This window comes from Burkholderia sp. SIMBA_051 (assembly GCF_046534915.1).
GTDB classification, from domain to species: Bacteria; Pseudomonadota; Gammaproteobacteria; order Burkholderiales; family Burkholderiaceae; genus Burkholderia; species Burkholderia ambifaria.
Window position 1 is genome coordinate 103,237 of record NZ_JAWRXS010000013.1, and the last position, 25,075, is coordinate 128,311.

At 68.9% G+C, this 25,075-nt stretch carries 19 protein-coding genes; 14 read left to right on the plus strand and 5 right to left on the minus strand.

The window, feature by feature from the left end; translation table 11 throughout:
* Window positions 1-364: 364 nt before the first annotated feature.
* The 5 genes from SB771_RS27745 to SB771_RS27765 form a co-directional block, all read right to left on the minus strand.
* Window positions 365-1,297, minus strand: a complete 933-nt coding sequence (locus SB771_RS27745) for a hypothetical protein (RefSeq protein ID WP_105832216.1) — start codon at window positions 1,295-1,297, stop codon at window positions 365-367.
* A gap of 238 nt (window positions 1,298-1,535) precedes the next feature.
* The gene (locus SB771_RS27750) at window positions 1,536-2,924 is read right to left on the minus strand and encodes an MFS transporter (protein ID WP_175661652.1); all 1,389 of its coding nucleotides are present in this window, start codon (window positions 2,922-2,924) and stop codon (window positions 1,536-1,538) included.
* Window positions 2,925-3,024: 100 nt separating this feature from the next.
* Window positions 3,025-4,203 carry a CaiB/BaiF CoA transferase family protein gene (locus SB771_RS27755; protein ID WP_175661651.1) on the minus strand — a complete coding sequence of 393 codons (1,179 nt, stop codon included), beginning with the start codon at window positions 4,201-4,203 and terminating at the stop codon, window positions 3,025-3,027.
* Between the two features lie 14 nt (window positions 4,204-4,217).
* A complete protein-coding gene (locus SB771_RS27760) occupies window positions 4,218-5,375 on the minus strand; it encodes an acyl-CoA dehydrogenase family protein (RefSeq protein WP_175661650.1) in 1,158 nt (385 codons plus the stop codon).
* 30 nt (window positions 5,376-5,405) lie between these two features.
* The gene (locus SB771_RS27765; RefSeq protein WP_175661649.1) at window positions 5,406-6,251 is read right to left on the minus strand and encodes a MaoC family dehydratase N-terminal domain-containing protein; all 846 of its coding nucleotides are present in this window, start codon (window positions 6,249-6,251) and stop codon (window positions 5,406-5,408) included.
* Between the two features lie 139 nt (window positions 6,252-6,390).
* Here SB771_RS27765 and SB771_RS27770 point away from each other — a divergent pair, with 139 nt between their 5' ends.
* The 14 genes from SB771_RS27770 to SB771_RS27835 all read left to right on the plus strand — a co-directional run bounded on the left by SB771_RS27770 (window position 6,391) and on the right by SB771_RS27835 (window position 25,065).
* Complete coding sequence (locus SB771_RS27770) at window positions 6,391-7,341, plus strand: LysR substrate-binding domain-containing protein (RefSeq protein ID WP_175661648.1); 951 nt, start codon at window positions 6,391-6,393, stop codon at window positions 7,339-7,341.
* A 454-nt stretch (window positions 7,342-7,795) separates the two neighbouring features.
* On the plus strand, window positions 7,796-8,758 hold the full coding sequence (locus tag SB771_RS27775) for a sigma-54 interaction domain-containing protein (protein WP_175661647.1): 963 nt from the start codon (window positions 7,796-7,798) through the stop codon (window positions 8,756-8,758).
* A 158-nt stretch (window positions 8,759-8,916) separates the two neighbouring features.
* The gene (locus SB771_RS27780; protein ID WP_175661646.1) at window positions 8,917-9,315 is read left to right on the plus strand and encodes a DUF3467 domain-containing protein; all 399 of its coding nucleotides are present in this window, start codon (window positions 8,917-8,919) and stop codon (window positions 9,313-9,315) included.
* A gap of 9 nt (window positions 9,316-9,324) precedes the next feature.
* Window positions 9,325-13,128, plus strand: a complete 3,804-nt coding sequence (locus SB771_RS27785; protein ID WP_244096840.1) for an N-acetylmuramoyl-L-alanine amidase — start codon at window positions 9,325-9,327, stop codon at window positions 13,126-13,128.
* A 17-nt stretch (window positions 13,129-13,145) separates the two neighbouring features.
* Window positions 13,146-14,276: a hypothetical protein gene (locus SB771_RS27790; RefSeq protein WP_175661645.1), complete on the plus strand. Its 1,131-nt coding sequence runs from the start codon at window positions 13,146-13,148 to the stop codon at window positions 14,274-14,276.
* Window positions 14,273-14,536: a hypothetical protein gene (locus SB771_RS27795; protein WP_175661644.1), complete on the plus strand. Its 264-nt coding sequence runs from the start codon at window positions 14,273-14,275 to the stop codon at window positions 14,534-14,536. The genes SB771_RS27790 and SB771_RS27795 overlap by 4 nt, the downstream gene beginning before the upstream one ends.
* Window positions 14,533-15,354, plus strand: a complete 822-nt coding sequence (locus SB771_RS27800; protein WP_175661643.1) for a hypothetical protein — start codon at window positions 14,533-14,535, stop codon at window positions 15,352-15,354. Before SB771_RS27795 ends, SB771_RS27800 begins: the two co-directional genes overlap by 4 nt.
* Window positions 15,351-16,823: a S8 family peptidase gene (locus tag SB771_RS27805; protein WP_175661642.1), complete on the plus strand. Its 1,473-nt coding sequence runs from the start codon at window positions 15,351-15,353 to the stop codon at window positions 16,821-16,823. Before SB771_RS27800 ends, SB771_RS27805 begins: the two co-directional genes overlap by 4 nt.
* A gap of 57 nt (window positions 16,824-16,880) precedes the next feature.
* A complete protein-coding gene (locus SB771_RS27810; RefSeq protein ID WP_175661641.1) occupies window positions 16,881-18,683 on the plus strand; it encodes a hypothetical protein in 1,803 nt (600 codons plus the stop codon).
* 50 nt (window positions 18,684-18,733) lie between these two features.
* A complete protein-coding gene (locus tag SB771_RS27815) occupies window positions 18,734-19,786 on the plus strand; it encodes a hypothetical protein (RefSeq protein WP_006755477.1) in 1,053 nt (350 codons plus the stop codon).
* Window positions 19,787-19,819: 33 nt separating this feature from the next.
* Window positions 19,820-21,196, plus strand: a complete 1,377-nt coding sequence (locus tag SB771_RS27820; protein ID WP_244096841.1) for a hypothetical protein — start codon at window positions 19,820-19,822, stop codon at window positions 21,194-21,196.
* 3 nt (window positions 21,197-21,199) lie between these two features.
* Window positions 21,200-22,501 carry a hypothetical protein gene (locus SB771_RS27825; RefSeq protein WP_175661640.1) on the plus strand — a complete coding sequence of 434 codons (1,302 nt, stop codon included), beginning with the start codon at window positions 21,200-21,202 and terminating at the stop codon, window positions 22,499-22,501.
* Between the two features lie 3 nt (window positions 22,502-22,504).
* A complete protein-coding gene (locus SB771_RS27830; protein ID WP_175661639.1) occupies window positions 22,505-23,500 on the plus strand; it encodes a hypothetical protein in 996 nt (331 codons plus the stop codon).
* Between the two features lie 134 nt (window positions 23,501-23,634).
* Window positions 23,635-25,065 carry a hypothetical protein gene (locus SB771_RS27835; RefSeq protein ID WP_175661638.1) on the plus strand — a complete coding sequence of 477 codons (1,431 nt, stop codon included), beginning with the start codon at window positions 23,635-23,637 and terminating at the stop codon, window positions 25,063-25,065.
* The last annotated feature ends 10 nt before the right edge of the window (window positions 25,066-25,075 follow it).

Consider the following 25,075-nt stretch of genomic DNA (forward strand, 5'->3'; position numbering starts at 1 on the left):
GGGGGTACCTTGGCGTCGTGGTGGCCGATACAGTCTTCTTTAAGAGACCGATGCATGAGACCGCGCGCGGAAGTAACTATATCTGTTACCGCTTCGGCCGACGAACAAGCTTTCTTTATCAATCGGACGGCCGGTTACGGAGTGAAGCCGGCGCTTATACGTCCGAGGGGTGAGGCTTTCGACCGGCGGCTCATGGCCGAACCGAGTCAGACGAACTGACGCTGTCTGTTCGGTCTAGTGCACCCTTATACATTTAAACCATGCGTCGCGAGCGTCGGATCGCGGGCGTCACGGCGATGCGTCCGCTTTTCATGGCGGCTCGGCGCGAACATTCCGGTCCTGTCCGCCGGCGCTTCGCCGCCCGCTACTCCGTCTGCTGGCGCCGGTATTCGTCCTGTTTCATCCGCAAGTACTGCTGCCGGTCGATTTCGTGCAACTGCCGCGCATATTGCTCGCTGGAATTGAACCACGTGCTCAGGCGTTGCTCGAGCTGCTTGTCGGGCGGGCTCGATAGGGTGGCAAGATAGGCATCGATGGCGAGGTAGTAGCGCATGGTGTTGCGCTCCACGAGGCCTCGTATGCCGTCGACGTATTCCGCTTGTGCCGCGGACGGACCTGCGACGTTTGTGAAGCCGATCTTGCCGCGGTCAAACGTTGCCAGAAAGCTTTTCATCGCAAGGCGCCCGACCAGGCCATAGCTGAATGCATAGGTCAGATGCAGGAACGTGCGGTTGCTACCGAGCTGCACCGCTTCCAGGACAATCTGATAATCCCGGGTATTCAACGGTCCGCTGTCGGCGTGGAGTTTGACCTTGAAGTATCCCGGGGCCCGGGCCGCCGCGTCGTAACGGAAATACAGGCGGTAAGTGGCCGGGAGCTCCGCGGCGGCTTCCCGTTTGCTGATATTCAGGGCCAGCATGTTGTCGCTATTCGTGCCGGGCGCACGGCAGTACTTGATGTTCGGATGCAGGATCAACAGCTCGCACCAGTTCGCGAGGCCCTGCGACTGGTAATCCAGGACGTTGCTGACGGTCGCGAACGGGTAGTCCACTTCTGCGTAGACTTCACCCGTGACCGTGGAGAACGACTCCTGCGAATCCAGATACAGCCGCCGATGAAACGCGTTGTTATCGAGCTGCGGCTTCAGACTCTGATATAGCGCGCGCAAACGGGTGGCGTCGTCGGAGGTTCCAGCCCACAACCCCACGCACGGCAGCCAACAGGCCGCCAGAACGATCAACATCCACGCCTTCCTGCGTAGCGCGGCGCTCGCTGGGTTTCGGTCACGCTTGCTCATCAACGTGCTCCGGCTGACGACTCCGATGGGCGGCCCCATCGCACCTGTACACCTCGATCGCGGTCGCGGCTTGCGCGCGCGGCGCGCATGCGGCTATCCCGACGCCGATCGATTCCTGCTAATACTATGGCGCGCGTCGCGGAGATGACATTAGGATTTCAGCCGATCATTCAGCGGCCGGGCACGCGTGGGCAGTCGGGTGACGCGCGTCGACCGGTACGCCGATACATCTTCGACGTCAAACTTGCGTCACCCGCGTCGCGACCGCCGCGCCATCCGCGTCGCTCGTCCCCGGTGCGACCTCCTCCAGCGCCTGTCGCCCCGTTTCGACCCGCAGCAACCCGATCGCGACACAGAGCACGCCGAGTGTCGCGCTGACCATCGCGATCACGCCTGACACGCCGAACGCCTGGTAAAGCGCGAGTGCCAGCGCGGGCGTCCCGATCGACGACATCCGCCCGCACATCCCCGCGACGCCCGTGCCACGCAGCCGCACCTCGGTCGGAAACAGCTCGGGAATATACCCAAACAACCCGAGCGTCGTGATCGTATAGATCGCACTGACGAGACAGAAACCGACCAGAATGATCGCCGTGGTATCGCGCAGCGACACATACAGCCAGCCGAGCGCGATGCTGAGAATCGACGCGATCACGATTCCCCTCGCACGGCCGATCCGGTCCGCGATCAGATATCCGATCAACCCGCCGACCGGCGACCCGATCGACATCAGGAACACGAACCCGAGCGACTTGACGACCGACAAGCCCTGCGTGACGAAAAACGTCGGCAGCCACGCAATGAAGCCATAGAGCCCGACGTTCACGCCGATCGCAGTCAGCGCGGCAACCGCCATCCGCCCACGCATCCCTTTCGAAAACAGCACCGCGAGCGGCGCCTTCCCGACATGCAGATCAATGGTGCGCCGCACCGGCGGCAGCGCGCCGACCTGCTTGCTCACCTCCTGCTCGATCGCGGCAAGCGTCGCCTCCGCTTCGTCGAGCCGCCCGACGGATTCGAGCCAGCGCGGCGATTCCGGCATCCGCTTGCGCATGAACCATACGACCAGCGCACCGATACCGGCCAGCGCGAACATATAGCGCCAGCCGAGATGCGGAATGATCCAGTACCCCGCGGCCAGCGCGGCGAACAACCCGCTGTTGGTAATGATCGCAAGCAGCGACACCCACTTCCCGCGCGTGTCGGGCGGCACGAATTCGGCGAGCGTCCCGGCCGCGACGACCAGTTCCGCGCCGAGCCCGATCCCCATGATGAACCGCAGCACGATCAACCATTCGATGTCGGGCGCAAAACACGCGGCGATCGACGCGAGCCCGAACACCGCGAGATTGAGCTGATACGAATACCGCCGCCCGAGCCGATCACCGACATACCCCGCGACGAACGCGCCGATCATCATCCCGACGAACGTCGACGACACGAACATCGCGCCGTGCCGCAGATCGGTGAAGCCGTCCTTGACCATCGACGCGACCGAGCCGTTGGCGAGATAGATGTCGAACGCGTCGAGGAACGCGCCGCCGGCGATCAATCCAAGTATCTTCCAGTGGAACCTTGAAACGGGCAGCCGGTCGAGCCGGCCGGCGGCATTGACGGTGTTCGCCATGATGTCTCCAGATGTGGCGCTCTCGCGTCTGCTGACCAGACGCGGAGACGCTTCGATAGTTGGATGAGAGGCGCGCTGCGATCAGCGCGGAAAGGCCCGGTCAGACCGCGCCGGATGCATGCAACGTGTGAATCTGTTCATCGGCATAGCCGAGCTCGCGCAGCACCGCGTCGGTATGCTGTCCGAGCGCCGGGACGGGATCCATGCGCGGTTCGTCGCTCGGTGCGATGCCGGGCGGCAGCAGCGCAGGAATCTCGCCGGCGGGCGTGTCGACCCGTGTCCAGCGCTGCCGGGCGGCGAGCTGTTCATGCGTCCACACGCCGTGCATGTCGTTCATCCGCGCGTTCGCGATGCCGGCTTGCTCGAGCCGGTCGATCACGTCGGCGGCCGTCAGCGTCGAGAACGCGCGGACGATGACGGATGCAAGGTCGTCACGATTCGCGACGCGGCGGCTGTTCGACCCGAAGCGCGCGTCGGCCGCGAGCTCGGGCATGCGGAGCACGGTCTCGCAGAAGCTTTTCCATTCGCGCTCGTTCTGCAGGCCCAGCATCACGGTGTGGCCGTCACCGGCCTTGAACGGACCGTACGGAAAGATCGTCGCGTGCGACGCGCCGGCTTGCCGCGGCGGCGGCTGACCGTCGATCGCGTAGTAGAGCGGATAGCTCATCCACTCGACCATGCTTTCGAGCATCGACACGTCGATGTGCCGGCCGCGTCCGGTGCGGCCGCGCTCGATCAGCGCGGCGAGGATGTTCGAATACGCATACATGCCCGCCGCGATATCGGCGATCGAGCAGCCAGCCTTGGCCGGCTCGCCGTCGGAGCCGGTAATGCTCAGGAATCCGGATTCACTCTGGATCAGCAGGTCGTATGCCTTCTTGTCGCGAAACGGCCCGTCGAGCCCGTAGCCGGAGATGTCGCAGACGATCAGCCGCGGATAGCGCGCGCGCAGCGCGTCGTAGTCGAGCCCCAGGCGCTGCGTCGCGCCGGGTGCGAGGTTCTGCACGAACACGTCGGCATCCGCGAGCAGCTTGTGCACGACGTCGAGCGCCGCGGGCTGCTTGACGTCGAGCGTGATGCTTTCCTTCGAGCGGTTGGTCCACACGAAGTGCGACGCGAGTCCCGACACGCGTTCGTCGTAGCCTCGCGCGAAATCGCCGACGCCCGGCCGTTCGATCTTGATCACGCGCGCGCCGAGATCCGCGAGCTGACGCGTGCAGAACGGCGCGGCGATCGCATGCTCGAACGTGACGACCTTGATGCCTTCCAGTGGACGCATGCTCGTCGCTCCCGTCAGAACGACCGCGGCAGGCCGAGGATGTGCTCCGCGACATACGACAGGATCAGGTTCGTCGAGATCGGCGCGACCTGGTACAGGCGCGTTTCGCGGAACTTGCGCTCGACGTCGTATTCGCACGCGAAGCCGAAGCCGCCATGGAACTGCAGGCACGCGTTCGCGGCTTCCCACGACGCGTCGGCCGCGAGCAGCTTCGCCATGTTCGCCTGCGCGCCGCACGGTTCGTGCGCGTCGAACCGGCGCGCGGCCTCGAAGCGCATCAGGCTCGCGGCCTCGACGTTGACGAACGCGCGGGCGATCGGAAACTGCACGCCCTGGTTCTGGCCGATCGGGCGGCCGAACACGACGCGATCCTTCACGTACTGCGATACCTTGTCGACGAACCAGTAGCCGTCGCCGATGCATTCGGCGGCGATCAGCGTGCGTTCGGCATTGAGCCCGTCGAGGATGTACCTGAAGCCCTGGCCTTCGTCGCCGATCAGGTTTTCGGCGGGGATCTCAAGGTTGTCGAAGAACAGCTCGTTCGTCTCGTGGTTGACCATGTTCGGAATCGGGCGCACGGTCATCCCGTTGCCGATCGCGTGATGCAGATCGACGATGAAGATCGACATCCCCTCCGACTTCTTCTGCACGTCCGACAGCGGCGTCGTGCGCGCGAGCAGGATCATCAGGTCGGAGTGCTGCACGCGCGAGATCCACACCTTCTGGCCGTTGATCACGTAGCGGTCGCCCTTGCGCACGGCGGTCGTCTTGATTTTGGTCGTGTCGGTGCCGGTGGTCGGCTCGGTCACGCCCATCGACTGCAGGCGCAGCTCGCCGCTCGCGATCTTCGGCAGATAGCGCTGCTTCTGCTCGGCCGAGCCGTGGCGCAGCAGCGTGCCCATGTTGTACATCTGGCCGTGGCACGCGCCGGAGTTGCCGCCCGCGCGATTGATTTCCTCCATGATCACCGACGCCTCGGTCAGCCCGAGGCCGGAGCCGCCGTATTCCTGCGGAATCAGCGCGGCGAGCCAGCCGGCTTTCGTCAGCGCGTCGACGAACGCTTCGGGATAGCCGCGCGCTTCGTCGATCCCGCGGAAATATTCGGCGGGAAACTCGCCGCACAGGTCGCGAACGGCTTCGCGAATGTCTTGGTACGCGTCGGTAGGGTTCATGCGTCGTATCGGGGAAAGCGTCGGAATGGGTCAGGCGAGGGTCGCGCTCGCGGACATGGTCAGCCAGCCGTCGTGGTCGTTCGCCCAGAGCTCGACGGTCTTGCCGTCGTCGGCGAGGCGGCCGCACACGCTGAAGCGGTGGCCGAGAAAGGCCGGCCGCACCGCGCGATACGCGTATTCGCTGATCGTCGCGCCGGGCAGCGAGCGCGTGACGAGGTCGAGCAGCAGCGTCGAGATCAGCGGGCCGTGCACGACGAGATCCGGATAGCCTTCGACGTCGCGCACGTAGCTGCGGTCGTAATGAATGCGATGGCCGTTGAAGGTCAGCGCGGAATAGCGGAACAGCATCACTTCGTCCGGCGTGATGTCGCGCCGCCATTGCGCATGCTCGGGCGCGGCCTTCGGCGGGGGCGCGACGGTGCCGGGCGCCGCCGCGCCGCGATAGACGATGTCGTGTTCCTCGCGGATCGCGACTTCGCCCGCGGCTTCGATCACGTGCTCGACGGTCACGAAGCCGAGCGTGCCGCTGCGGCCTTCCTTGCGCTCGACCGACAGCACGCGCGACGTGCGCGTCGCGATCGCGCCGATCGGCAGCGGGCGTTCGAACGTCAGCCGGCCGCCGGCCCACATGCGGCGCGGCAGCCCGAGGTCCGGCAGGAAGCCGCCCTTGCGCGGATGGCCGTCGGGGCCGAGCTCGGCGTGTGGCGCGATCGACCAGAAATACAGCCAGTGCCACGCGGGCGGCAACGCATCGCCGGCGGCGGGAACGGTCGGATGGTCGAGCGTGGCCGCGAGTGCGGCCGCCCGTTCGGCGCTGATCAGGTCGGTCGCGACCTGCTGCACATCGTCACTGGCATTCGACCGGGAAGCATTCACTGTCACCTCCATCGCCGGGCGGCCGGCGCTTCTGACTGGGCATGAAGTGACTGTAGGTGAAGCGCGGGCGCGGCGGAAATACCGTTTGAATGTACCCGTCATAGGGGTACCCTATGGCTTTCGCTTCGATCGAACCGCCATGGACATCCGTCAGCTCCGCTACTTCGTCAGCATCGTGGAATACGGGAGCCTCGGCAAAGCGGCCGAAAAACTCTTCGTCGCGCAGCCGTCGCTGAGCCAGCAGATCGCGAAGCTCGAAGGCGACCTCGGCGTCGCGCTGCTGGTGCGCAGCCCGCAGGGCGTGAAGCCGACGGCGGCCGGCCAGGCGCTGTACCGCCATGCGCGGCTCGTGCTGCGGCAGATGGAGCAACTGCGCCAGGAAGTGCGGGAAGGCGCGGGCAGCGAGTCGGGCACGGTCGCGGTGGGGTTTCCGACCACGATGACGTCGATTCTCGCGGTGCCGCTGTTCGAACGGATCCGGGCGCGTTATCCGGGCATCCGGCTGCAGTACATCGAGACCATGAGCGGCTTCATCAACGAGCTGCTGGCGAACGGGCGGCTCGACCTCGCGATCCTGTTCCGCGAATCGAACACCACCGGTATTACCGCGATGCCGCTGTTCGACGAGGTGCTGTATCTGCTCGGCGAGCCGGGCGGCGCGGTGCCGTCGCGCGCGCGAACCTGTTCCCTCGCGTCGCTCGCCGGCGTGCCGCTCGTCGCACCCGGCGTGCAGAACGGGCTGCGCCTGTTGCTCGAGCGCACGTTCGCGCGTGAAGAAGTGCCGCTGAATATCGTCGCGGATATCGATTCGCTGCCGACGATGATATCGCTTGCGCAGGCGGGCCTCGCGTGCACGATCCTGCCTGCTTCCGCGCTGGCGTCGCGCGAGCCGTCGAGCCGGCCGAAGATGCGCCGGATCGTCGAGCCGGAGATTCGCCGGCCCGCGAGCCTGTGCTGGTCGAACACGTCCCCCGTCAATTCCGCCGCGCTCGCCGTGCGGCAAACGATCGTCGAGCTGATCGGCGAACTGGCCGCAAGCGGCGCGTGGACGGGCATCACGCTGCGCGAGAGCGATGCCACGCCGTCGTGACGGGTGGGATGCGCGGCATGCGCGGGATGAGTCGGCGAGCCAGTGTGCGGACGGTCAGGACCCGCATTCACCGGATGCCGCGATCGGTGTTCCGTTCGTCGTGCTGATTGCGCACGGATCGATGAACATGCGTGACATGACACATTCGCGATCGCGTCCGCGCATGTCCGAGTCGACTGGCTCACAGTCGCACCGGCGAGCCGGCATGTCATGCGCAAGCGTCGCCTCTCGGAAGGTTGTACGAACCTCGATATTGACACTACACTGATTATCGGCCGGCGTCGTGACACGCGGCTATCCATTCAACACGCATTCCAGTACTAATTAAACGCGTGCCAACAATCGCCATCGAGGATGGTTGCCTTGTTCCTCAACATCCAGCGGGGGGGAAGTGGCGATGAAATTCGGGGCTGCGCAACATCCGTCAACGGTTTGCTAGCCGTACGGCGCGCGCATGAGCACGATCGGAGGCATTTGCGCGACGTCACTCGGGCTGCATGGCTCGAGTCCGGCGATGATCGATCTGCGTCGCTATCTGGCGAAGGTCGCGCAAACCGATACGACGGTGCTCGTGACCGGTGAAACCGGCACCGGCAAAGAGCGCGTCGCGACCGCCGTCCATCACCTCAGCACCCGCACCGACAAGCCGTTCATCGCGGTGAACTGCGCCGCCGTGCCCGACAGCCTGTTCGAATCCGAGATGTTCGGCCACGAGCGCGGCGCCTTCACCAGCGCCCAGCACGCGTTTCCCGGCCGCTTCGTCGAGGCCGACGGCGGCACGCTGTTCCTCGACGAAGTCAGCGAGATGCCGCCCGCTGTCCAGGCGAAGCTGCTGCGCCTGCTCGAAGACCGTACGGTGATGCCGGTCGGCTCGCTGCGCCGGCGCCCTGTCGATGTCCGGATCGTGGCCGCCAGCAACGAAAGACTGGAGGACCTGGTCGCGGAGCGCCGTTTCCGCGCCGACCTGTTCTATCGCCTGAACGTCGCGCGCATCGAGATTCCGCCGCTGCGGGAACGGCCGGAGGACATCGCGTCGATCGTCGATCACTTCGTCGCCGAACACAACCAGCGGCGGGCGATGCGCGTGGGGCGACCCGATCCGGCATTGCTCGAGTACATGCGGCACTACCCGTGGCCCGGCAACGTACGTGAGCTGCGCAACCTGGTCGAGGCGTTGTTCATCGATGCACCGGAAGGGCGCCCGTTCGGGCTGGGCGACCTTCCGCCGGCGTTTCGCCGCCTGTTCCTGCAGGACTTTTCCGCTGGCGAACAGGAGCGCGAACGGCTGGTCTCGGTCCTGCGCCAGACCAACTGGAACAAGATGGAAGCGGCGCGCCAGATGAACTGGTCGCGCATGACGCTGTACCGCAAGCTGGCCAAGTACAACCTGGACGCCGGCAACACTGCATCGGTGTGACAGCGTGGCTGTCACATGGTACAGCCCGGCAGCGTTCGCGAATTCCACTCCAGTCGGAAAATTCCACGGCTAATCATGCGCTTGCGTCAGCGCGCGCGCGTTGGCCCGCTCCTTGCGAAGAACGGACAGACCGACCGTCGCCATGCAAGGAGGCCGTCGTGCACGTCATCGAGCCACTCCAGGACGCCCCGCCGGATCCGGCCCAGCCCGCCGGCCCGCCACGGTCGCTGCTCGCCAGTTATGCGAACTATTTCGAGGTCGGGCATAACGCGTTCGAGTTCCTGATCGATGCCGGACAGGTCGAGCCGCAGTCCGGCAACGTCCAGTTGATGAGCCGCGTCGCGGTCAGCCCGGTTCACGCCAAGCTGCTGGCGCAGTTGCTGGCGCGCGCGATCGCCCAGTTCGAGGCGACGCACCACGAAATCCCCGACATCGGCGACCCGGAACCGGATCTGGCGATTCTTCCCCCGCAGGAATTCGAACGGCGCGCGATCGATGCGCGCAGCAAGCCGATGCTCGGCGGCCGTCGCGACGAGCCCGATCAAAACCAGAGCTGAGGACACGACATGGCAGCGCAACTCCATCCCAACCGCATGGTCCTGACCGACCGTTTCCCGATGCTGGGCTTCACGATTCGCGTCGGCCACGCGCCGTGCGTCGCGGAACTGGTGATCGCCACCGATCCCGCACTGTTCACGCGCAAGGAAGGGCGCACGTCGTCGACGTTCTATACCAGTCGCGAGGACGGTCTGCTGGCGATCCCGCGCGGCGAAGCGGTGTTCATGGTGCCGCCGGCGGTGCTGGCGCGCTTCGCGGGCGCGAGCCGTCTGTGGTTCGGTCTCGCCACCGCGGCGTCGTCCGATGCCGACGCGTGGACGGTCGACGTGCTGCCGAATGCCGACAGTCCCTACGTGTCGCTGTCGGGGCTCAGCGATCGGGGATTGCGCAGGGTCCGCGTGTTCCCGACGCGCGGCCCCGCCGCCGTCAGGAGCCCGCTGCTGAACTGGGCGGGCGACGGCACCCGGCCGGGCGCTACCGCCGTGCCGGCGCCTGCCGCACCGGGCGCCGTGTCAGCCCCGCCGCAGCCGGCCGTCGAGCCCGCCGCGCCGCGCCACGACGTCCATTACGACGATGGGTTCGGTCCGCTTCCGCCGCTCCATGCCGCCACGCCTGTCGCGGCGACGCCTGTCGCGGCGACGCCCGTCGCTCCGGCGCCGGCGCCTGCGCCGGCCGCGCGCCCGGTGCCCGCCGTCGCACCGGCGCCCGTCTCGCAGGGGATGAGCGGCGATGCCGAGTTCCGCCTTGCCGGCGAGCGCCGCGGCTTTACCTGGCCGCGACCGCGAAAGCTGTCGAGCGTCGAGCGGGCCGCGCTGCGCGCGATGCTGAGCGCGAATCCGGCCACCGCGTCGCTGCTGTTGCTGCTGCCGGTCGCGATGCGCAACGGCCTGTCGGTCTCGATCGGCGCGGGCGCGGGGGCAGGGCTGGAAACCGGGGGGGCCGGCGCAGTCGGCCTCATCTTCGACGCCAACGGCGACGACATCGGCGTGTTCGTGTCGGGCGAGCTCGACTTCGGCTACATCCTGTCGGCGAGCCTCACCGGCCAGATCAGCTTGCTGCGCGGCCATATCGACGATTTCTCGGGCACCGGTACGACGGTGGGCGTCATGGTCGGCGAAAGCCCGGCCGGCGGCATCTCGGCGCTGTTCAACGCGCGCAACGAATTCGTCGGCGTCACGCTGGCGGCCGGCGTGAGCGTCGGCAGCCCGGTGAGCATCTTCGTCGGCGTCTCGCGCGCCGCGTCGGGCACGATCGCCACCGCGTCGGCGCTCGCATGGTCGCGCGGCCTGAGCGACGACCCCGAGGCGTACGGCATCGATACGCCGCCGTACAGCGACGACGATGCGGCCGCCGAGCCGCCCGCGACGGCCAGCGCGCTGGCGCTGGGCGCGCGCGAGAACAGTCTCGTCACGCGCACCGCGGCCAGCCCGAATTTCGACGAGGGGCGCGGCAGCAAGACGATCGACCGGATCATCATCCACATCGCCGATGTACCCACGGTCCAGCAGGTGGTGAATACCTTCACCAATGCCGCATCCAAGGTGAGTTCGCATTACCTGGTCGGGCAGGCGGGCGAAGTGGTCCAGTTCGTGTCCGAGGCCGACACGGCGTGGCACTGCAAGGGCTCGAACCAGCGCAGCATCGGCATCGAACATATTGCGGTGAAGCGCGGCGGCGCCGACTACCCGCGTCGCAACGGCACCGTCCAGCATTTCGACGCGCTGGCGCCGACCCAGCTCCAGTACGAAACCTCGGCGGCGCTGGTCGCGTCGCTGTGCGACAAGTATCAGCTGCCGATCAATCGCACGACGATCATGGGCCATCGAGAGGCCGACACGTCGACCGGCCACACCGCGTGCCCCGACGGCAACTGGGACTGGGACTACTTCATGCGGCTGGTCAACAGCCGCACCTGCCAGCCGCAGGCGGCCGGCCAGGCGCTCGGGTTCGCCGCGCGCGGCCTCGGCGATGACATTCCGCTCGATCCCGGCGTCGGCGGCCTGTCGATCGGCACCGACGCGCTGGAGATCGGCGACATTATTCTCAGCACCACCGGCAATTCCGGCTCCGGCGTCATTCGCGCCGGCTCAGGCGCCGAGGTCAGCCACGCGATGCTCTATGTCGGTCAGGGCGGGCAGGTGATCGAGGCGATTCCCGGCGGGGTCCAGCTGCGCCCGCTCGCGGATGCGCTGGCCGACGCGCGGCTCGCGGTCGCGTTTCGGGTGCCGGGCCTGACCGATACGCAGCAGCGGCAGGTCGCCGATGCCGCCGCGCGCTACCTCGATCGCGGCTTCAACTATGTCGGGCTGGTGCGCTGCGGCGGCTACCTGATCGATCGCCGCGCGTGCGACCTGCTGTCGGGCGACGCGGCGCAGCGCTGTCGCCGTTTCGTCGGCCGCATCGAGCTCGGCGAGGGCGCCGACACCGACAACTTCTTCTGTTCGCAACTGGTCGCGCAGTCGTTTCAGGACGCAGGCAAGCCGATCGTCAGCGTGCCGCCGCACTGGGTGCCGCCGGGCGATCTCGCCAGCTTGTCGACCGGCACGATGGCCGCGGGAACGCTCGCGTATGTCGGCCATCTGAAGGCGCCGATCCCGAGCCGCGGCTTCTTCGGCATGAGCCAGGCGCTGTCGGTCGCGCCGGGCGCCGCGCGCGCGTTCGGCGCCGACGACTGGACGGTGAACTGGGACGAGGTGCAGATGGTCCCGCAACCCACCGACATGGGCTGCTGGGCGACGGCCGCGTCGATGGTGCTCGGCTGGCGCGACAACCAGAGCGTCGATCCGGCGCTGCTCGCGCGCTGCATCAGTCTCGAGCGCCAGATGCGGGACGGCCTGGCGCCGGCCGAGGTGGCGGGGTTCGCCGGTGCGTCGACGCTCACGGTCGAACCCAATGCGTGCTTCGCGCCCGAAGGCTTTCGGCGGCTGCTGGAAGCGAACGGGCCGATCTGGGTCGCCGAAGTCGTGCGCGCGCCGGTCAACTTCTTCCATGCGGTGGTGGTGACGGGCATGTATCGCAGCGGCGACGCGTATTTCGTGCGGATCACCGATCCGCTGGACCGGGTGGTCGGCACGCCGGGCCGTCCCGGCGCGCGTACGCTGCCGCCGACCCATACGACCGGCAGCCGCTACATCATGACCTACGAGGATTTCGTGTCGGAGTACGAGGCGGCGGCCGGCATCGGCGTGATCCAGCTGATGCATTCGGGCGGCACGTTCGGTCACCTGATCAATCGCGGCAGCGCGGCGGGCGCGGGCTACGCGCTCGGCGTCGCGCCGCCGGCCGCGGGCGGCGAATTCGGCTTCGGCGCGAGCCTGACCCGGCGCACCGAGAGCCGCGACGGGCGCAGCTACGACCTTGCGCAGCTGGCCGGGCTGGTCCAGCCCGCCAATGCGCTGGCGGGCGGCGCCGGGCAGCCGCGCATGGCCGGTCAGCACATCACGCTCGACGACTGGCCGTACATCGACGGGCCGAGCGGCCGCACGTCGGCGCCGGTATCGATCGACTGGGCGTGGCAGGGCGGCGCGGTCGGCGACGTGACGATCGCCGCGGGCGACGGACAGATGCTCGACGGCTGGAGTGCATTCGTCCGCGCGGATATCGGCCGCGGTGCCGGCACGCCCGAACGGGCGAGCGTCACGCTGCGCATCACCACCACGTTCCGGCATGCCGGCGAGGAGGATCAGGTCGGCGTGACCGAGGTGACGCTGAACGGCGACGGCCGCTTCCAGACCGTGCATGGCGCCGACGGCGCGCCGCCGCTGCCGTCGAGCGGCACGCAGCCGGCGGCGCGCGAACTGCAACCTGCCTGACCCGAGGGACACGCGCGATGGCTCGCCACATTCCCCCTCCGCCACCCCGCGGCGCGATCACGCCCGCGGTGGCACTTGCTCGCGACGCGTTCGGCCGCGAGATCGTCGACGGCTCCGGGTCGGCTGACCCGGCCAGGCAGGACGGCGCGTTGCCGCCAGCGGCGCCGGCCGGCGGCCCGGGCGCTTCGGCGCCCCCCAAGGAGAAGGCGACGGACGCCATCGGCCGGCGTGCGGCGGCGCTGGCCGACGCGATCGACTTCCCCACCTTCGTCGCGAGTCTCGTGCATGGCACGTACGACGCGATCGTCGACAGCTCGATCAAGCAGGTGGAGAGTTTCGCCGACCTGGTCGGCGCGGTGGCCAAGCCGCTGGATCAGTTCGCGCAGGAGAACGTGACCGACGGGCAGGCGCGTGCGTGGCTGGTCGAGCAGTATCCGCACGACGTGACGCTGGTGCAGGACGGCGGTGAATATCGCCTTGCGCCGGCGGTCCGGGCAAGCGACGACGACGTGGCGCCCGCGCCCGCGTGGCTCGCCGATTTCGGCGCCGCCGACGGCGCGTTCGACTCTCAGACGCTCGAATCGGTGGTGCTGCCCCGCGCCCGCGAGCGCGTCGCGCAACATCGCTTGTCGACGCTGTCGACGATGGTGCTGCTGGGCATGCAGCGGGTCGTGGTCAAGGACGGCACGATCGCCGCCAGCCTCAATTTCCAGGCCAAGGCGCGCGACCGGGCCGCCGTGCAGTATGCGACGTCGAACGACCCGTCCTCGGGACAGACGACCTGGGGCGGACGGGGGACGTCGGGCGACGTGGTCACCACGGTCTCCACCGTTGCGGTCAATGCGCAAACCGACACCGATCTCAAGGCGACGCTGACCGGGAAGGTGAGCATCAATTTCGCGTCGGAGACGCTGCCGCTCGACCGTTTCGTCGACGAGGCGTCGCGCAATCTGCTGGAGCGGCACAGCCGGCCGGCGGCGCGGATCGCGCCACCGGCGGCGATGGCCGCCCAGCCTGCGGCGCCCGTTGCGGCGTCGGCTCCCGCCGCGCCGCCTGCGCCCGCCGCTGCGCCCGCCACCGTGCCTGCTGCCTCGGCCGCACCCGCTGCACCGGTCGCACCCGCACCCACCCGAGGAGAACCGGCATGATTTCGCCGCGGCCGCTGGGCGAGACGCTGGGCGCGTTCGTCGACGTCGCCGAACAGCTGACCGCGGGTGCGGCGCAGGGGCTGCGGGTGCGCTCGGTGGTCATGGAGCTGCCGCTCGACCTGCGCATCGCGCGCGGCGCCGACGGCATCGAACTGGTCGGCGATCTGCCGCAGTTCCTGACCCGCACGGCCTTCGATCCGGAGCCGGCACGGCTCGCGATCGTCCTCGAAGCCGTGCCGACCGATGGAGCGGGGCAATGAACAGCAACGCCAGCCTGCGCCTCGAGGATTTCATCCAGGCCGTCCAGAGCCAGCTCGACAACGCGCAGGCGGCGATGGCGATCAAGGCGCGCAACCTCAACCTGCCGCTGACCTTCGCGATCAAGGACGTCAACCTCGATCTGCGCGCCCATGTGGAATTCGTCGAAAGCGAGGTCTGGATTCGCCCGGCCGGCCCGGCCGACACCGACAGCAGCACCTTCCATCTCGTCTTCACGACCATCACGCGTCCGGCGATCGAGGAGAACGCGATCGCGCTGTCCGAGGACGGCAAGGACCAGCCGCTCGACGCGCTGGGCGACGAACTCTCGGCCGAGGACCGCAAGCGGCTGGAATGGGCCGGCGTACGCACGGTCAGGCAATTTCAGCAGGCCGAGCAGCGTGACATGGTGCATGCGATCGGCCGCGTCACCAATCTGTCCGTGGACCGGCTGCGCCGGGCGCTCGATCGGGCGTCCGCGCCGAGCGTCGAGCGGGTCGAGCCCGTGGCGCCCGCCAACGACGCACAGCCCGATGCGTCGCCGCTGCTGCGTGTGATCGGGCGCAATCTGGTCAACGGCACGCATGCGCCGCTGGTGCGGATCGGCAATCGGCCCGTCGCCGTGTTGCAATCGGCGGACGACGAGTTGCTGCTCGCGCCCGGTCGCGACCAGTGGGCCGGCGAACTTGCCGTGTCGCCGACGAGCCGGCATGCGGCCGCCATGGCGTTCGACCTGAGCGCATTCGCGCCGCCGGCGGCGCCCGCGGCCAGGCCGATGACCCTGGCCGCCATTCCCGGTCGGGAGGAGGCGCGGCCATGACGATCTGCGCACTCGGCACGCCGTGGGCCTCGCCCGGCGAGCGGCAGTTCAGCCTGCCGACCAGCCTGCTCGTCAAGCTGGCGCTCGGCGAAGCGCCCGAGAACGTGCCGTCGATTCGCGACGTGACGCGCGGCGCGCTGGCTGCCGCGCAACGCATCGACGGCGGTCCGGTCGACCGTATCGTGGTTGCGTTCGCCGGCCGCTTTCTGGCGGTGCGCCCGTTCAGCGCGGCGGCCGGGCGCTGGGTGCCCGGGCACGCGCACCGCGGATACGACGCGATCGAGCAAGCGACGGGCATGGCCCGCACGCTGCTGCTGCGCGTGCCGGCCGGCACGGCAATCGGCGAGCTGTGCGACGCGCTCGGCCAGCTGTCGACCGTGGAAAGCGTGACGCCCAACTACGTGGCGATGGTTCCGATGGACGTGCCGGGCCGGCTGGCGCCCGTGCCGCCGGCCGCGCGGTTCGCGCAGGATGCGCGCGCGCTGGTGCGCATGGCCGACGCGCATGCGATCGAGCGGGGCGACAGCGGCGTCACGATCGGTCTCATCGACAGCGGCATCGCCCGCCGGCATCCCGAATTCGCCCATGCGTTCCGCACGGGCGCCGACACGGTGCGGCTGGAGCCCGGCGACTTGTCGCCCGGCGTGCAATTGCTGAGCGGGCATGGCCATCGCGGCGATTTTCCCGAGGACCGCTTCGTCGGTCACGGCATGGGCTGCGCGGGCATCATCGCCGCGGAGGGCGTGGCGATGCCGCGCGGGCTCGGCGGCGACTGCCGCATCCTGCCGATGCGCGCGCTGGCGGCCGCCCGTCTGCCGGGCAACGCGCATGCGGTCGGGCTCGGCGCGATCGCCGATCTCGATCGCGCGCTCAAGCTCGCGGTCGACCTCGGCGCCAAGGTCATCAACATGAGCTTCGGCACCGACGACGCGACGATCGCCGCGAACCGGCCGAAACCGCATGCCGACACGATCGCGTATGCCGCCGCGCGCGGGTGCATCCTCGTTGCCGCGAGCGGCAACAACGGCAGCGTGACCCGCTACTGGCCCGCGGCCTACCCGCAGGTGATCGCGGTCGGCGCCGTGGGCGACGACGGACGGCCGACCCGGTTCTCGACGCGCGGCCCGCACGTCGCGCTGTGCGCACCGGGCGAACGGGTGCTGACGAGCGCGATCGAGGCCTATCAGCTGGCGACCGGCACCAGTTTCGCCGCGCCGTTCGTCGCGGGCGCCGCGGCGCTGCTCGTCGCGTACGCGCAGCGCCGCGCGTATCCGCTCGACGGCGCGACGGTGCGCGATCTGCTCGTCGCCACCGCCCGCCCGTTCGCGCCCGGCGCGGCCGACGGCTGCGGCGCCGGCATTCTCGACGCGGCGGCCGCGCTGCGGGCGCTGTCCGGTCGCATCGACGCGTACGAAGCGGCGGGCGACGACGGTTGCACGGGCAAGGAAGGCACGGCCGACGACGGCTGACTTGCGCGCCGGATCCCGTTCACTCCCCGAACCGACCGGATTTCAAGGAGAAGTTAAATGTTTCAAGTCAATCATCAAGTCCGCTTCCTCGACCTCGTCGACCTCGAGACCCGGGCCCGCGACGGGCTGGTCGATATCGTCAACCGGCTCGAGTCGCTGAAGCGGCCTCCGGTCGCTGCCGAGCGGGAGCAGCTCGCGCTGTGCAAGGCCATCCTCGCGGCCGTGTACGACACGAAGTCGTCCGACGGCGTGGCGGAGGTATGCGATCCGCTGTTCGTCGCCACCCGCGAGCTGCTCGCCCGCAAGTCGCTGATCAACCCGCCGCTGCTTTCCGAGCTGAACGGCCAACTGGTGTTCGGCGCGGGCGAGGAGGGCGGCGCCAATGGCGCGAACGGCGCGAACGGCGCGGATACCGAGCCCGCGTCGATCACGCTCGTCGCGCTGGTGCTGGGCATCCTCGCGGTGGACGGGGCCACGCCGCCCCCCGTGAAGGTCGTGGACGGCAGGACCGTGCCGGACGACGCCAGCGGGTTGATGAACACGTTTACCCGCCAGTTCTTCGCGGCGGTGGGCGAAGCCAATTCGTACGGGGCGCTCGCGCAGCGGGTGCTGGCGCTGCTGTGCATCGAGGGCGATCCCGACGGCCGCGGCGGCGAGAAGCCGGGCGTGGTCACCACCGAATTCGCGCGCGTGATGCGCGGCCTGCAGGCCCGCAAGATCCAGGCTGACGAGCCGCAATTGCGCCGCCGCATCAACGAGGAGCTGAACACGGTCCAGAACATCGGCGGCGAGAACGCGATCGCCGATCTCGGCATCGACCTGCCGAACCTCGAGGATCTGGAGGACGCGAATATCGTCGCCGACAACGTGCGCGTGATGGGCCCGATGATCGTCGCCGCGATGTTCGACGAGCTCAAGGTGTTCCAGGTCGTCGACCGCATCGTCGAGCAATTCCAGCACGGCACGCTGCCGATCGGCCCGGGCAACGCCGGCAAGCTGCTCTATCGCTACTGGCGCGAAACGCCGAACCGCATCTCCGAGCAGGAGCGCAAGAACTTCGCGGCCATCACGCTCGGCGTGCCGGGCGGCGATCCGAACACCGCGGGCAACCGCGAGTTCAACGACCTGTGGATCCGCTTCGTGTCGTCGGTTTCGTCGTTCGTGCGCCAGACCGAAGTCGACTCGTTGCTGCGCGCGAGCGTGCCGAACCCGATCAACCACCAGCAAGTGCGCAAGGCCGCCCGGGATCTCGCCGGCAATCTTTCGCTGCACGGCTACGGCATGGCGCATTACGCCGCGCGCGAGATCCAGTCGCAGGTCAAGTTCATGATCGATCTGCTGCAGGATCCCGAGATCCGCGGCTGCTACGGCGCCAAGGACATGTGGCAGGTGATCGACCAGATCGCGACCTACGATCTCGGCGGTGCGCGCACCAGCTCGCGCTATCGCACGCTGGCGACCTGCGGCACGATCATCACCGCGTGGCTGGCCAACAACGTCGATCGCGTCAACAAGGCGACCGGCCCGCTGCTCAGCATCGACCAGATCGCCAATCCCGACGTCTCGTCGAACCACAAGTCGACCGTCGATCCCACCGACTACGACCTGGTCAACGCGTGCGAGCTGTGGCTGGCCGATACCGCGACCACCGATACGCAGATCGAGCAGTTCTCGCAGCCGCGCGAGGCGCCGCAGATGACGTCGAAGCCGGTGCCGATCCCGGCGATGGCGCGCGAGATGCTGGACGGCGTCGGCGATATCGGCGCCGGCATCGGCCTCGGCGCGGGCGTGCCGGTGAAGGCGGGCTACGGCGTCGGCGCGCACAACGGCGCGAGCTACTACTCGAACCGCCCGAACTGAACCGGCGTTGCGTGCGCTGCGCCATTCCCGAACCCTGCCGGAGCCGAGCCATGCCCCTGACCTCATTCCGCGAGCCGGTCGTCGCCCGGGTCGAACGCCGCCTGAAAAGCGCCGCGCGAAGCCTCGGCACCGCCGATCCCTTCGCGCCGTCGCGCGACCTGTTCCTGCGTACGTTCGGTGACGGCGCCGACGATCTGCGGTTCCGCGACAACGCGCTGATGCCGATGGCGGTACCGTTCGAACCCAGCTTCTCGGAAAGCCAGCCGGGCAAGCTGCGCTTCACGATCGAGCCGTTGCCGCCGGAGGCGTCCGCGATCGACCGGCGCGACGAGTCGACGCGCGAAATGCGCAAGCTGATCCGCGACTTCATCGGCCGCGAGGCGCTGCACTGGTTCGACCAGGCGAGCGAGCCGTTCCGGGGCTTCGCGCGGCCGGGCGGCAACCTCGACTATGGCGCGTTCTTCGGCTCCAGCTACGATCGCGACGGGCTCTACGCGTCCAAGGTGTACTACGAGCTGCCCGGCGACGCCGGCACGATCGAGAACCTGCCTCGCGACCTGGCCGGCGTCGTCCAGGCCGCGCTGCGGATGGTGCCCGGGCTCAAGCCGCTCTTCACCACGATGGCTGCCCAGCGCGATCTCGGCGGCCAGCGGCTCACGTTCGCGTGCACCCAGGCACTGCGGCTCGCCGATCTGCAGCCGGTCATGGATGTGCTCGGCATCGGCCATCGCCTGCCCGGCATCATGCAGCTCGTGGGGCTGGTGCTCGGCGGGCGGTTCGATCTGCCGCCGCACGGTGCGCTGCTCGCGTTCGGGCTCGGACCGGACGGGCCGGATCTCGAGCTCTACGTGCTGCTGTCGGCGATCCCCGACGTGCCGCCGGCGTTCCTCAGCCTGCTGACGATGGGGCTCGCCGAGCGGCCACGCGGGCTGCACGCGCTCGAGCGATGGATGGGCGCGTTCACGCCGGAGGACGCGCACTGGCCGGGCCGCTTCTCGATCGTCAGCCTGCGCACGGACGCGGCCAGCCCGGCGCGGGTGAGTCTTTACCTGCGCCCCATCGAGTTCGAACTGCCGGTGGACGTGCCTGCCCAGGCCCACTGAATCGCTTCGTCACGCGTTTCCCGCGAGGTCGCCATGTTCCCGCAAGCTGCCCGTCACACGCCGATCGCGCCGCCGCCGCGCGCCGCCGCGGCCGCCCCGCGTCACACGCCGCCGGTGCCGGCCGACGCAGTGCGCCACGGCGTCGCGCAGATGCTGACCCGATCGCAGGCCTTCAACGCGATGCCCGACGCCGATCGCCGCGACATCGCCCGCAACACCGCGCTGATCGCCGACTACCTGGCGCGGCCGGAGGGGTTCGCCGGTCACGAACTTCCGGGCGGCCTGGCCACCGCGCCGGCGCGCGCGCTGGACGACACCGATCATGCGGCGCACGAGGCGGATTTCAACACGCACAAACAGGCCGTCGACAGCATCGGCAAGTCCAAATTCAACGCGGCGGCCGCGCACGAGGGCGCCGCGGTCGCGGGCGAATTGCTGAACCAGGTCAAGTTTCCGACCTTCGTTGCCAGCCTGATCAGCGGCGTGTTCCAGTCGATCACGCACAGCTCGATCGAGCAGATGAAGGCGTATCAGGAAATGATCGCGCAGGTCGCGAAATCGCTCGGCCAGTTCGCCGACGAACACGTGACGGAGAACCAGGCGCGCGATCATATGGTCGGCCAGTTTCCCGACCTGTTCGAGATCGGCATGGACGACAGCGGCGATGCGCCGAGCCCGCGCGTGCAGGTGCGCGACGGGGTCGATCCGGACGAAGCGTCGAAGACCGTGCGCGCCCGCTTGCAGATGGGCGACGGCGACACCTTCGACCTGTCGGACGAGGCGTCCGAACTGGCCGTCGTCAACCGCTTCAAGATGCAGCTCGCCAAGCAGCGCCAGCAGATGCTGGCCTCGATCGTGCTGATGGGCATCAACCGCATCGTCGTCACCGACGGCAAGATCTCCGCGAAGATCATCTACGACGTGCGCGCGCAGGACACGCTTTCCAAGCAGCGCAGCGCCACCGCGGTCGACCTCGCCCGCGACAAGGACGGCAACGTGCAGACGACCTACGCCGGCAAGGGCACCTACGATCGCGGCGGCAAGTACGACTCCAGCAACGACAAGGACAACGGCCGCCAGTACAGCGCCGACTACTACGCGAAGGGCGACTACGAGTACGAGAACAAGCCGATCATCACCGCGTCGACCGCCGCGTCCGAAACCAGCAACTCGGCGATGCAGACCAAGATCCAGCTGTCCGGCGCGGTCGACGTCAACTTCAAGAGCGACTACCTGCCGCTCGACAAGATGGCGACGCCGCAGATGATCGCCACCATCACCGGCAACGCGACGCCGGCCGATCCCAACGTGCTGCCCAGTCCGAAAACGCCGCCGGCCGCCGTACCCGCCGCGGTGCCGGCTTCGGCTTCGGCCCCGGCCGCCGCGTCGGCTCCGGCCAAGGGAAACTGAGCCATGCGCCTGTCCGCTCCCCCCGACGCGCTTCACCCGCTACGGCCGCCCACGAGCGCCGCCGCGTTCGACGCGACGCGGCCCGAAGTGCGCCGCCTGCTGACCGCGATTCCGTCGTTCCTCGACCTGCCCGACGACGAGCGCCGCCGCATCGCCGCCGATACGGTGCGGGTGCTCGCCTATCTGGCCGATCCGAACGGCGTGCATGCCGAGATCGCCGAGCGCGAGGCGAACGGCGAACTGCCGCCCACGGGCCTCGCGCGCCCGATCGCATCGCCGCATCCGGTGCCGGCCGCGACGGCGCTGGCCGACGATCCGGTCACCGCGACCAAGCGCCAGCTCGCGCAGGACCCCGGCTTCGCCGGCAAGGACTTCCAGGCCGGCGCGGTCAAGCAGGGCGTCGAGCAGTTCGGCCAGATGGTGCAGAAGGTCGATTTCCCGAAATTCGTCGGCGGCCTCATCAAGAACGTGTTCCAGGCGATCGTCGAAAGCTCGATCGAGCAGATGCGTGCCTATGGCGAGCTGATCGCCAATGTCGCCAAGACCACCGGCCAGTTCATGAGCGACAACATCAGCGAGGGGGCCGGCCGCGACTATCTCGCCGATTCGTTCCCGGACGTGCTGTCGGTGCAGGCGCAGGACGGCGCCGGCGCGTTCGACGCGGACAGCGCCGGCGCGGCCGCCGCCGCGGCCCCGTCGCGGCTGGTGGCGCAGGGCGACGACGCGCAGCAGCGGCTGGCGGAGATCAGCCGGAACTACAACCTCGAACCGCCCGTGACCGACCTGTCCGACGACAAGTCCGAGCTGCGCCTCGTCACCGCGGCGCGCCTGCAGATGGCGAAGCAGCGCCAGCAGCTGCTGTCGTCGATGGTCATGCTCGGCATCAATCGCATCGTCGTCACCGACGGGTCGATCAACGCCAAGGTGGTGTTCGACATGCGCGCCAGCGACACCGCGAAACGCACCTATACCGCGTCGATGCACGACCGCGAGAGCCAGAAGTACAAGGAATCGCTCAGCGCCCATTACGGCAGCTGGTACACGCCGTATTCGGCCGACGCCGCCTTCGAGGGACAGCAGGAACACGTGGCCACCGTCGGGTCGGCACTCGACGACACCAGCGAATCCAGGGCCGAGGTGAAAGCGAAACTGTCGGGCGAGGTCCGCGTCAACTTCAAGAGCGACTACCTGCCGCTCGACAAGATGGCGACGCCCGAGATGATGTCGGTGATCCAGGGCAACTCGACGCCGTACAACCCCAACAAGCCGGCGCCCGCCGCCGGTTTGCCGGCCGGGCAGCACTGAATCATGGCGCGCATGCTGATCGCTCCGCTCGCGGATGCCGGGCTCGCGGCCGCCATCCGGTCGGGGGCGCGGCTCGTCGAGCGCGCGACTGCGCACGGCCTCGCGTTCGCGCTCGACGAGCTCGGCGACATCGCGATCCCCGATCCCGTCGCCGCACACGTCGACAAGGCGCAGCTGCGGGCGCTTGCGTCGCTCTATCTGGCGGGCGACCTCGAGTCCGCGGGCGTGATCCCCGCGGTCGAGACGCTCGCCGGCCTGTCCGCGAGCGGCGCCGTCGGCGTCGATCTCGGCGGCGCGCAGCCGCTCGTCGCCAACTGGTGGCGCCACCGCGCCGAGAAGCTGGCGGCCGGCGAGCGCGCGGCGTTCTATTCGCGGTTGTTCGGCACCGCGTACGGCCCGGCGGCGGCGGATGCCGAGCGCAACGTCCAGTTCGAGGAATGCATGCTCGTGCTTTGCGAGGCGCTCTACAAGCTCGACGAGGCGCCCGGTGCCGATCCGAGCGGAGAGCTCGGCCACCAGGCGCGAGTCCGCAACGCCGCGCGCGCGCTCGCGCAGAATCTCGGCGCCGCCTGTACCGGGGTGACCGCGTTCATGGCCGGCGAGATCGTCGGCATGCTCAGGGACGCGTTCGCGATCCTCGGCCATGCCGACCTGCGTCAAGGCTTCGCCGCGCGCGACATCTGGGGCGTGGTCGCCGGCATCGGCAGACTCTCGCGGCAGCCGCCGCGCCAGCCCGCCGCCTATGTCCGGCGCGGCAAAGCCGGGATGACCGTGATCGCGTGGCTGGCGGACGTCGCGGATGCGCTGGGCGGCCCGTCGCCGCTGGTGGCCCTCGACAACCCCGTGATCGCCTCCGCCGCCGACTGGATCGAGGCCACGCTCAGCCTCGGCGAGAAACCCGATGGCCAGGCGCCTTCCGTACCGGACGACGGTCGCGTCGTGCCGTCGGCTGCGCGTCCGGCCGTGCCGGCGAACGCGTGGGCCGCACTCGGACACTGACGTGAAGCCGCGTCGCTCAGGCCCTCGCGATGCGGGCGGCACAACCGGGGTGGCGAGGGCGGCGCATGCGCCGTCGCCCTCCCGGCAGCACGTCACGCGTCGCGGGACGCGCCCCGCGCGGCGGAGTCGCTGAGATGGCGGCTACCGCTTACCTCGCGCGTTCGCCGGTGCCGCGGCCCGACGTTCGTCACCGTGTCCGCGAACTGCTGTCCGGGCAGCAGGGCTTCGACGCGCTCGATCCGGCCACGCGCCGCGATCTCGCGTCCGGACTGGTACGGATCGGCTCGCTCGCGCTCGACCACGACGAGCTCGCGGCGCAACCTCGCACGCCGCTGGCCGTCGCGCAGAACGCGGGCTCGGATTATTCGGGCACCGCCATCGACCGGATGGCCGGCACCACCCGGGCGGTGCTCGACGCGGTGTCGTTTCCGCGCTTCGTGACCGAGCTGATCACGGGTGTCTTCAAGGCGATGAACGATTCGAACCAACAGCAGTTGACCGCGTTCGTCGACCTGATTCGCAATGTCGCGCAGACTACCGAAGGCTTCGCGGACAGCAATGTCGGCATCGCCGGCGCGCGGCAGTGGCTGGCCGAGCATTTCCCCACTGCCTACCAGGTCACCGGCGACGACGCGGCCGCGGACGACGCCGACGAACTCGCGGGCCTGCCGCCGGACGAGCGCCGCCAGCGCCAGCAGGAACTGCAGGCGGAGCGCGATGCCGCGACCCGGCTGGTGTTGCGCCCGGGCGCGACGCCGCCGGCCGAAGCGGCGCTGCGCAGTGCGCTGGGATTGGGGCCGGGCGATGGGGTTCCGGCATCCGATCCCGAGCGCCTGGTGCCGCTGGCGCAACAGGTGCTGGCCCGCAACCGCCAGCAGTTGCTCGCGACGATGGTGCAGATGGGATTGCAGCGCATCGTCATCGAGAGCGGGCGGCTCAACGCCGCGATGAATTTCCATATCGATGCGAGCAGCGCCGCCGCCAACGACCGCGGCTCGCAATTCGACACGCGCAACACGGTGGGCGTGAGCGGGGGAGCACGCTTCGGTCCTTGGGGCGCGGAGGCCAATGTGCAGAGCACGATCGGCTACGTGTCGACCGACCGCACCCAGACGACCGAGCGCTCGCACGCCGACGTCAACCTGAGCAGTGGCGTCGAACTGGTATTTCGTACGGATTACGTACCATTGAACCGGCTGGCGGGCGTGGGCGACATCGAACGCATCCGCGTCAACACGATCAATCCGGATGCCGAAGCAGCGCGCCTGTCCGCCGATCGCACCGCCCAGCGCGGCGCCGAGCAGGCCGACATGGCCGCTCGGCGGACCTCGCTGGACGGCGGGCTGCGCGCGCCGCCTGTCGCCGGTCCCGCGGCTTCGGGCGCGGCAGGTGGCGCTCACGCGAGCCAACCGGCATCGCCGCAGCCGAATCCGTTGCCCACACCCACGCCGCAGCCGCCGTCCGGGTCAGGCGCCGCGGCGTCTGCATCGCCCGCGTATGCCGTGACGACCGCACCGCGATCGCCTGCCGGCGCAACGTTGGCGGGGCACCGGCCGGCATCATGAACGCATGCGC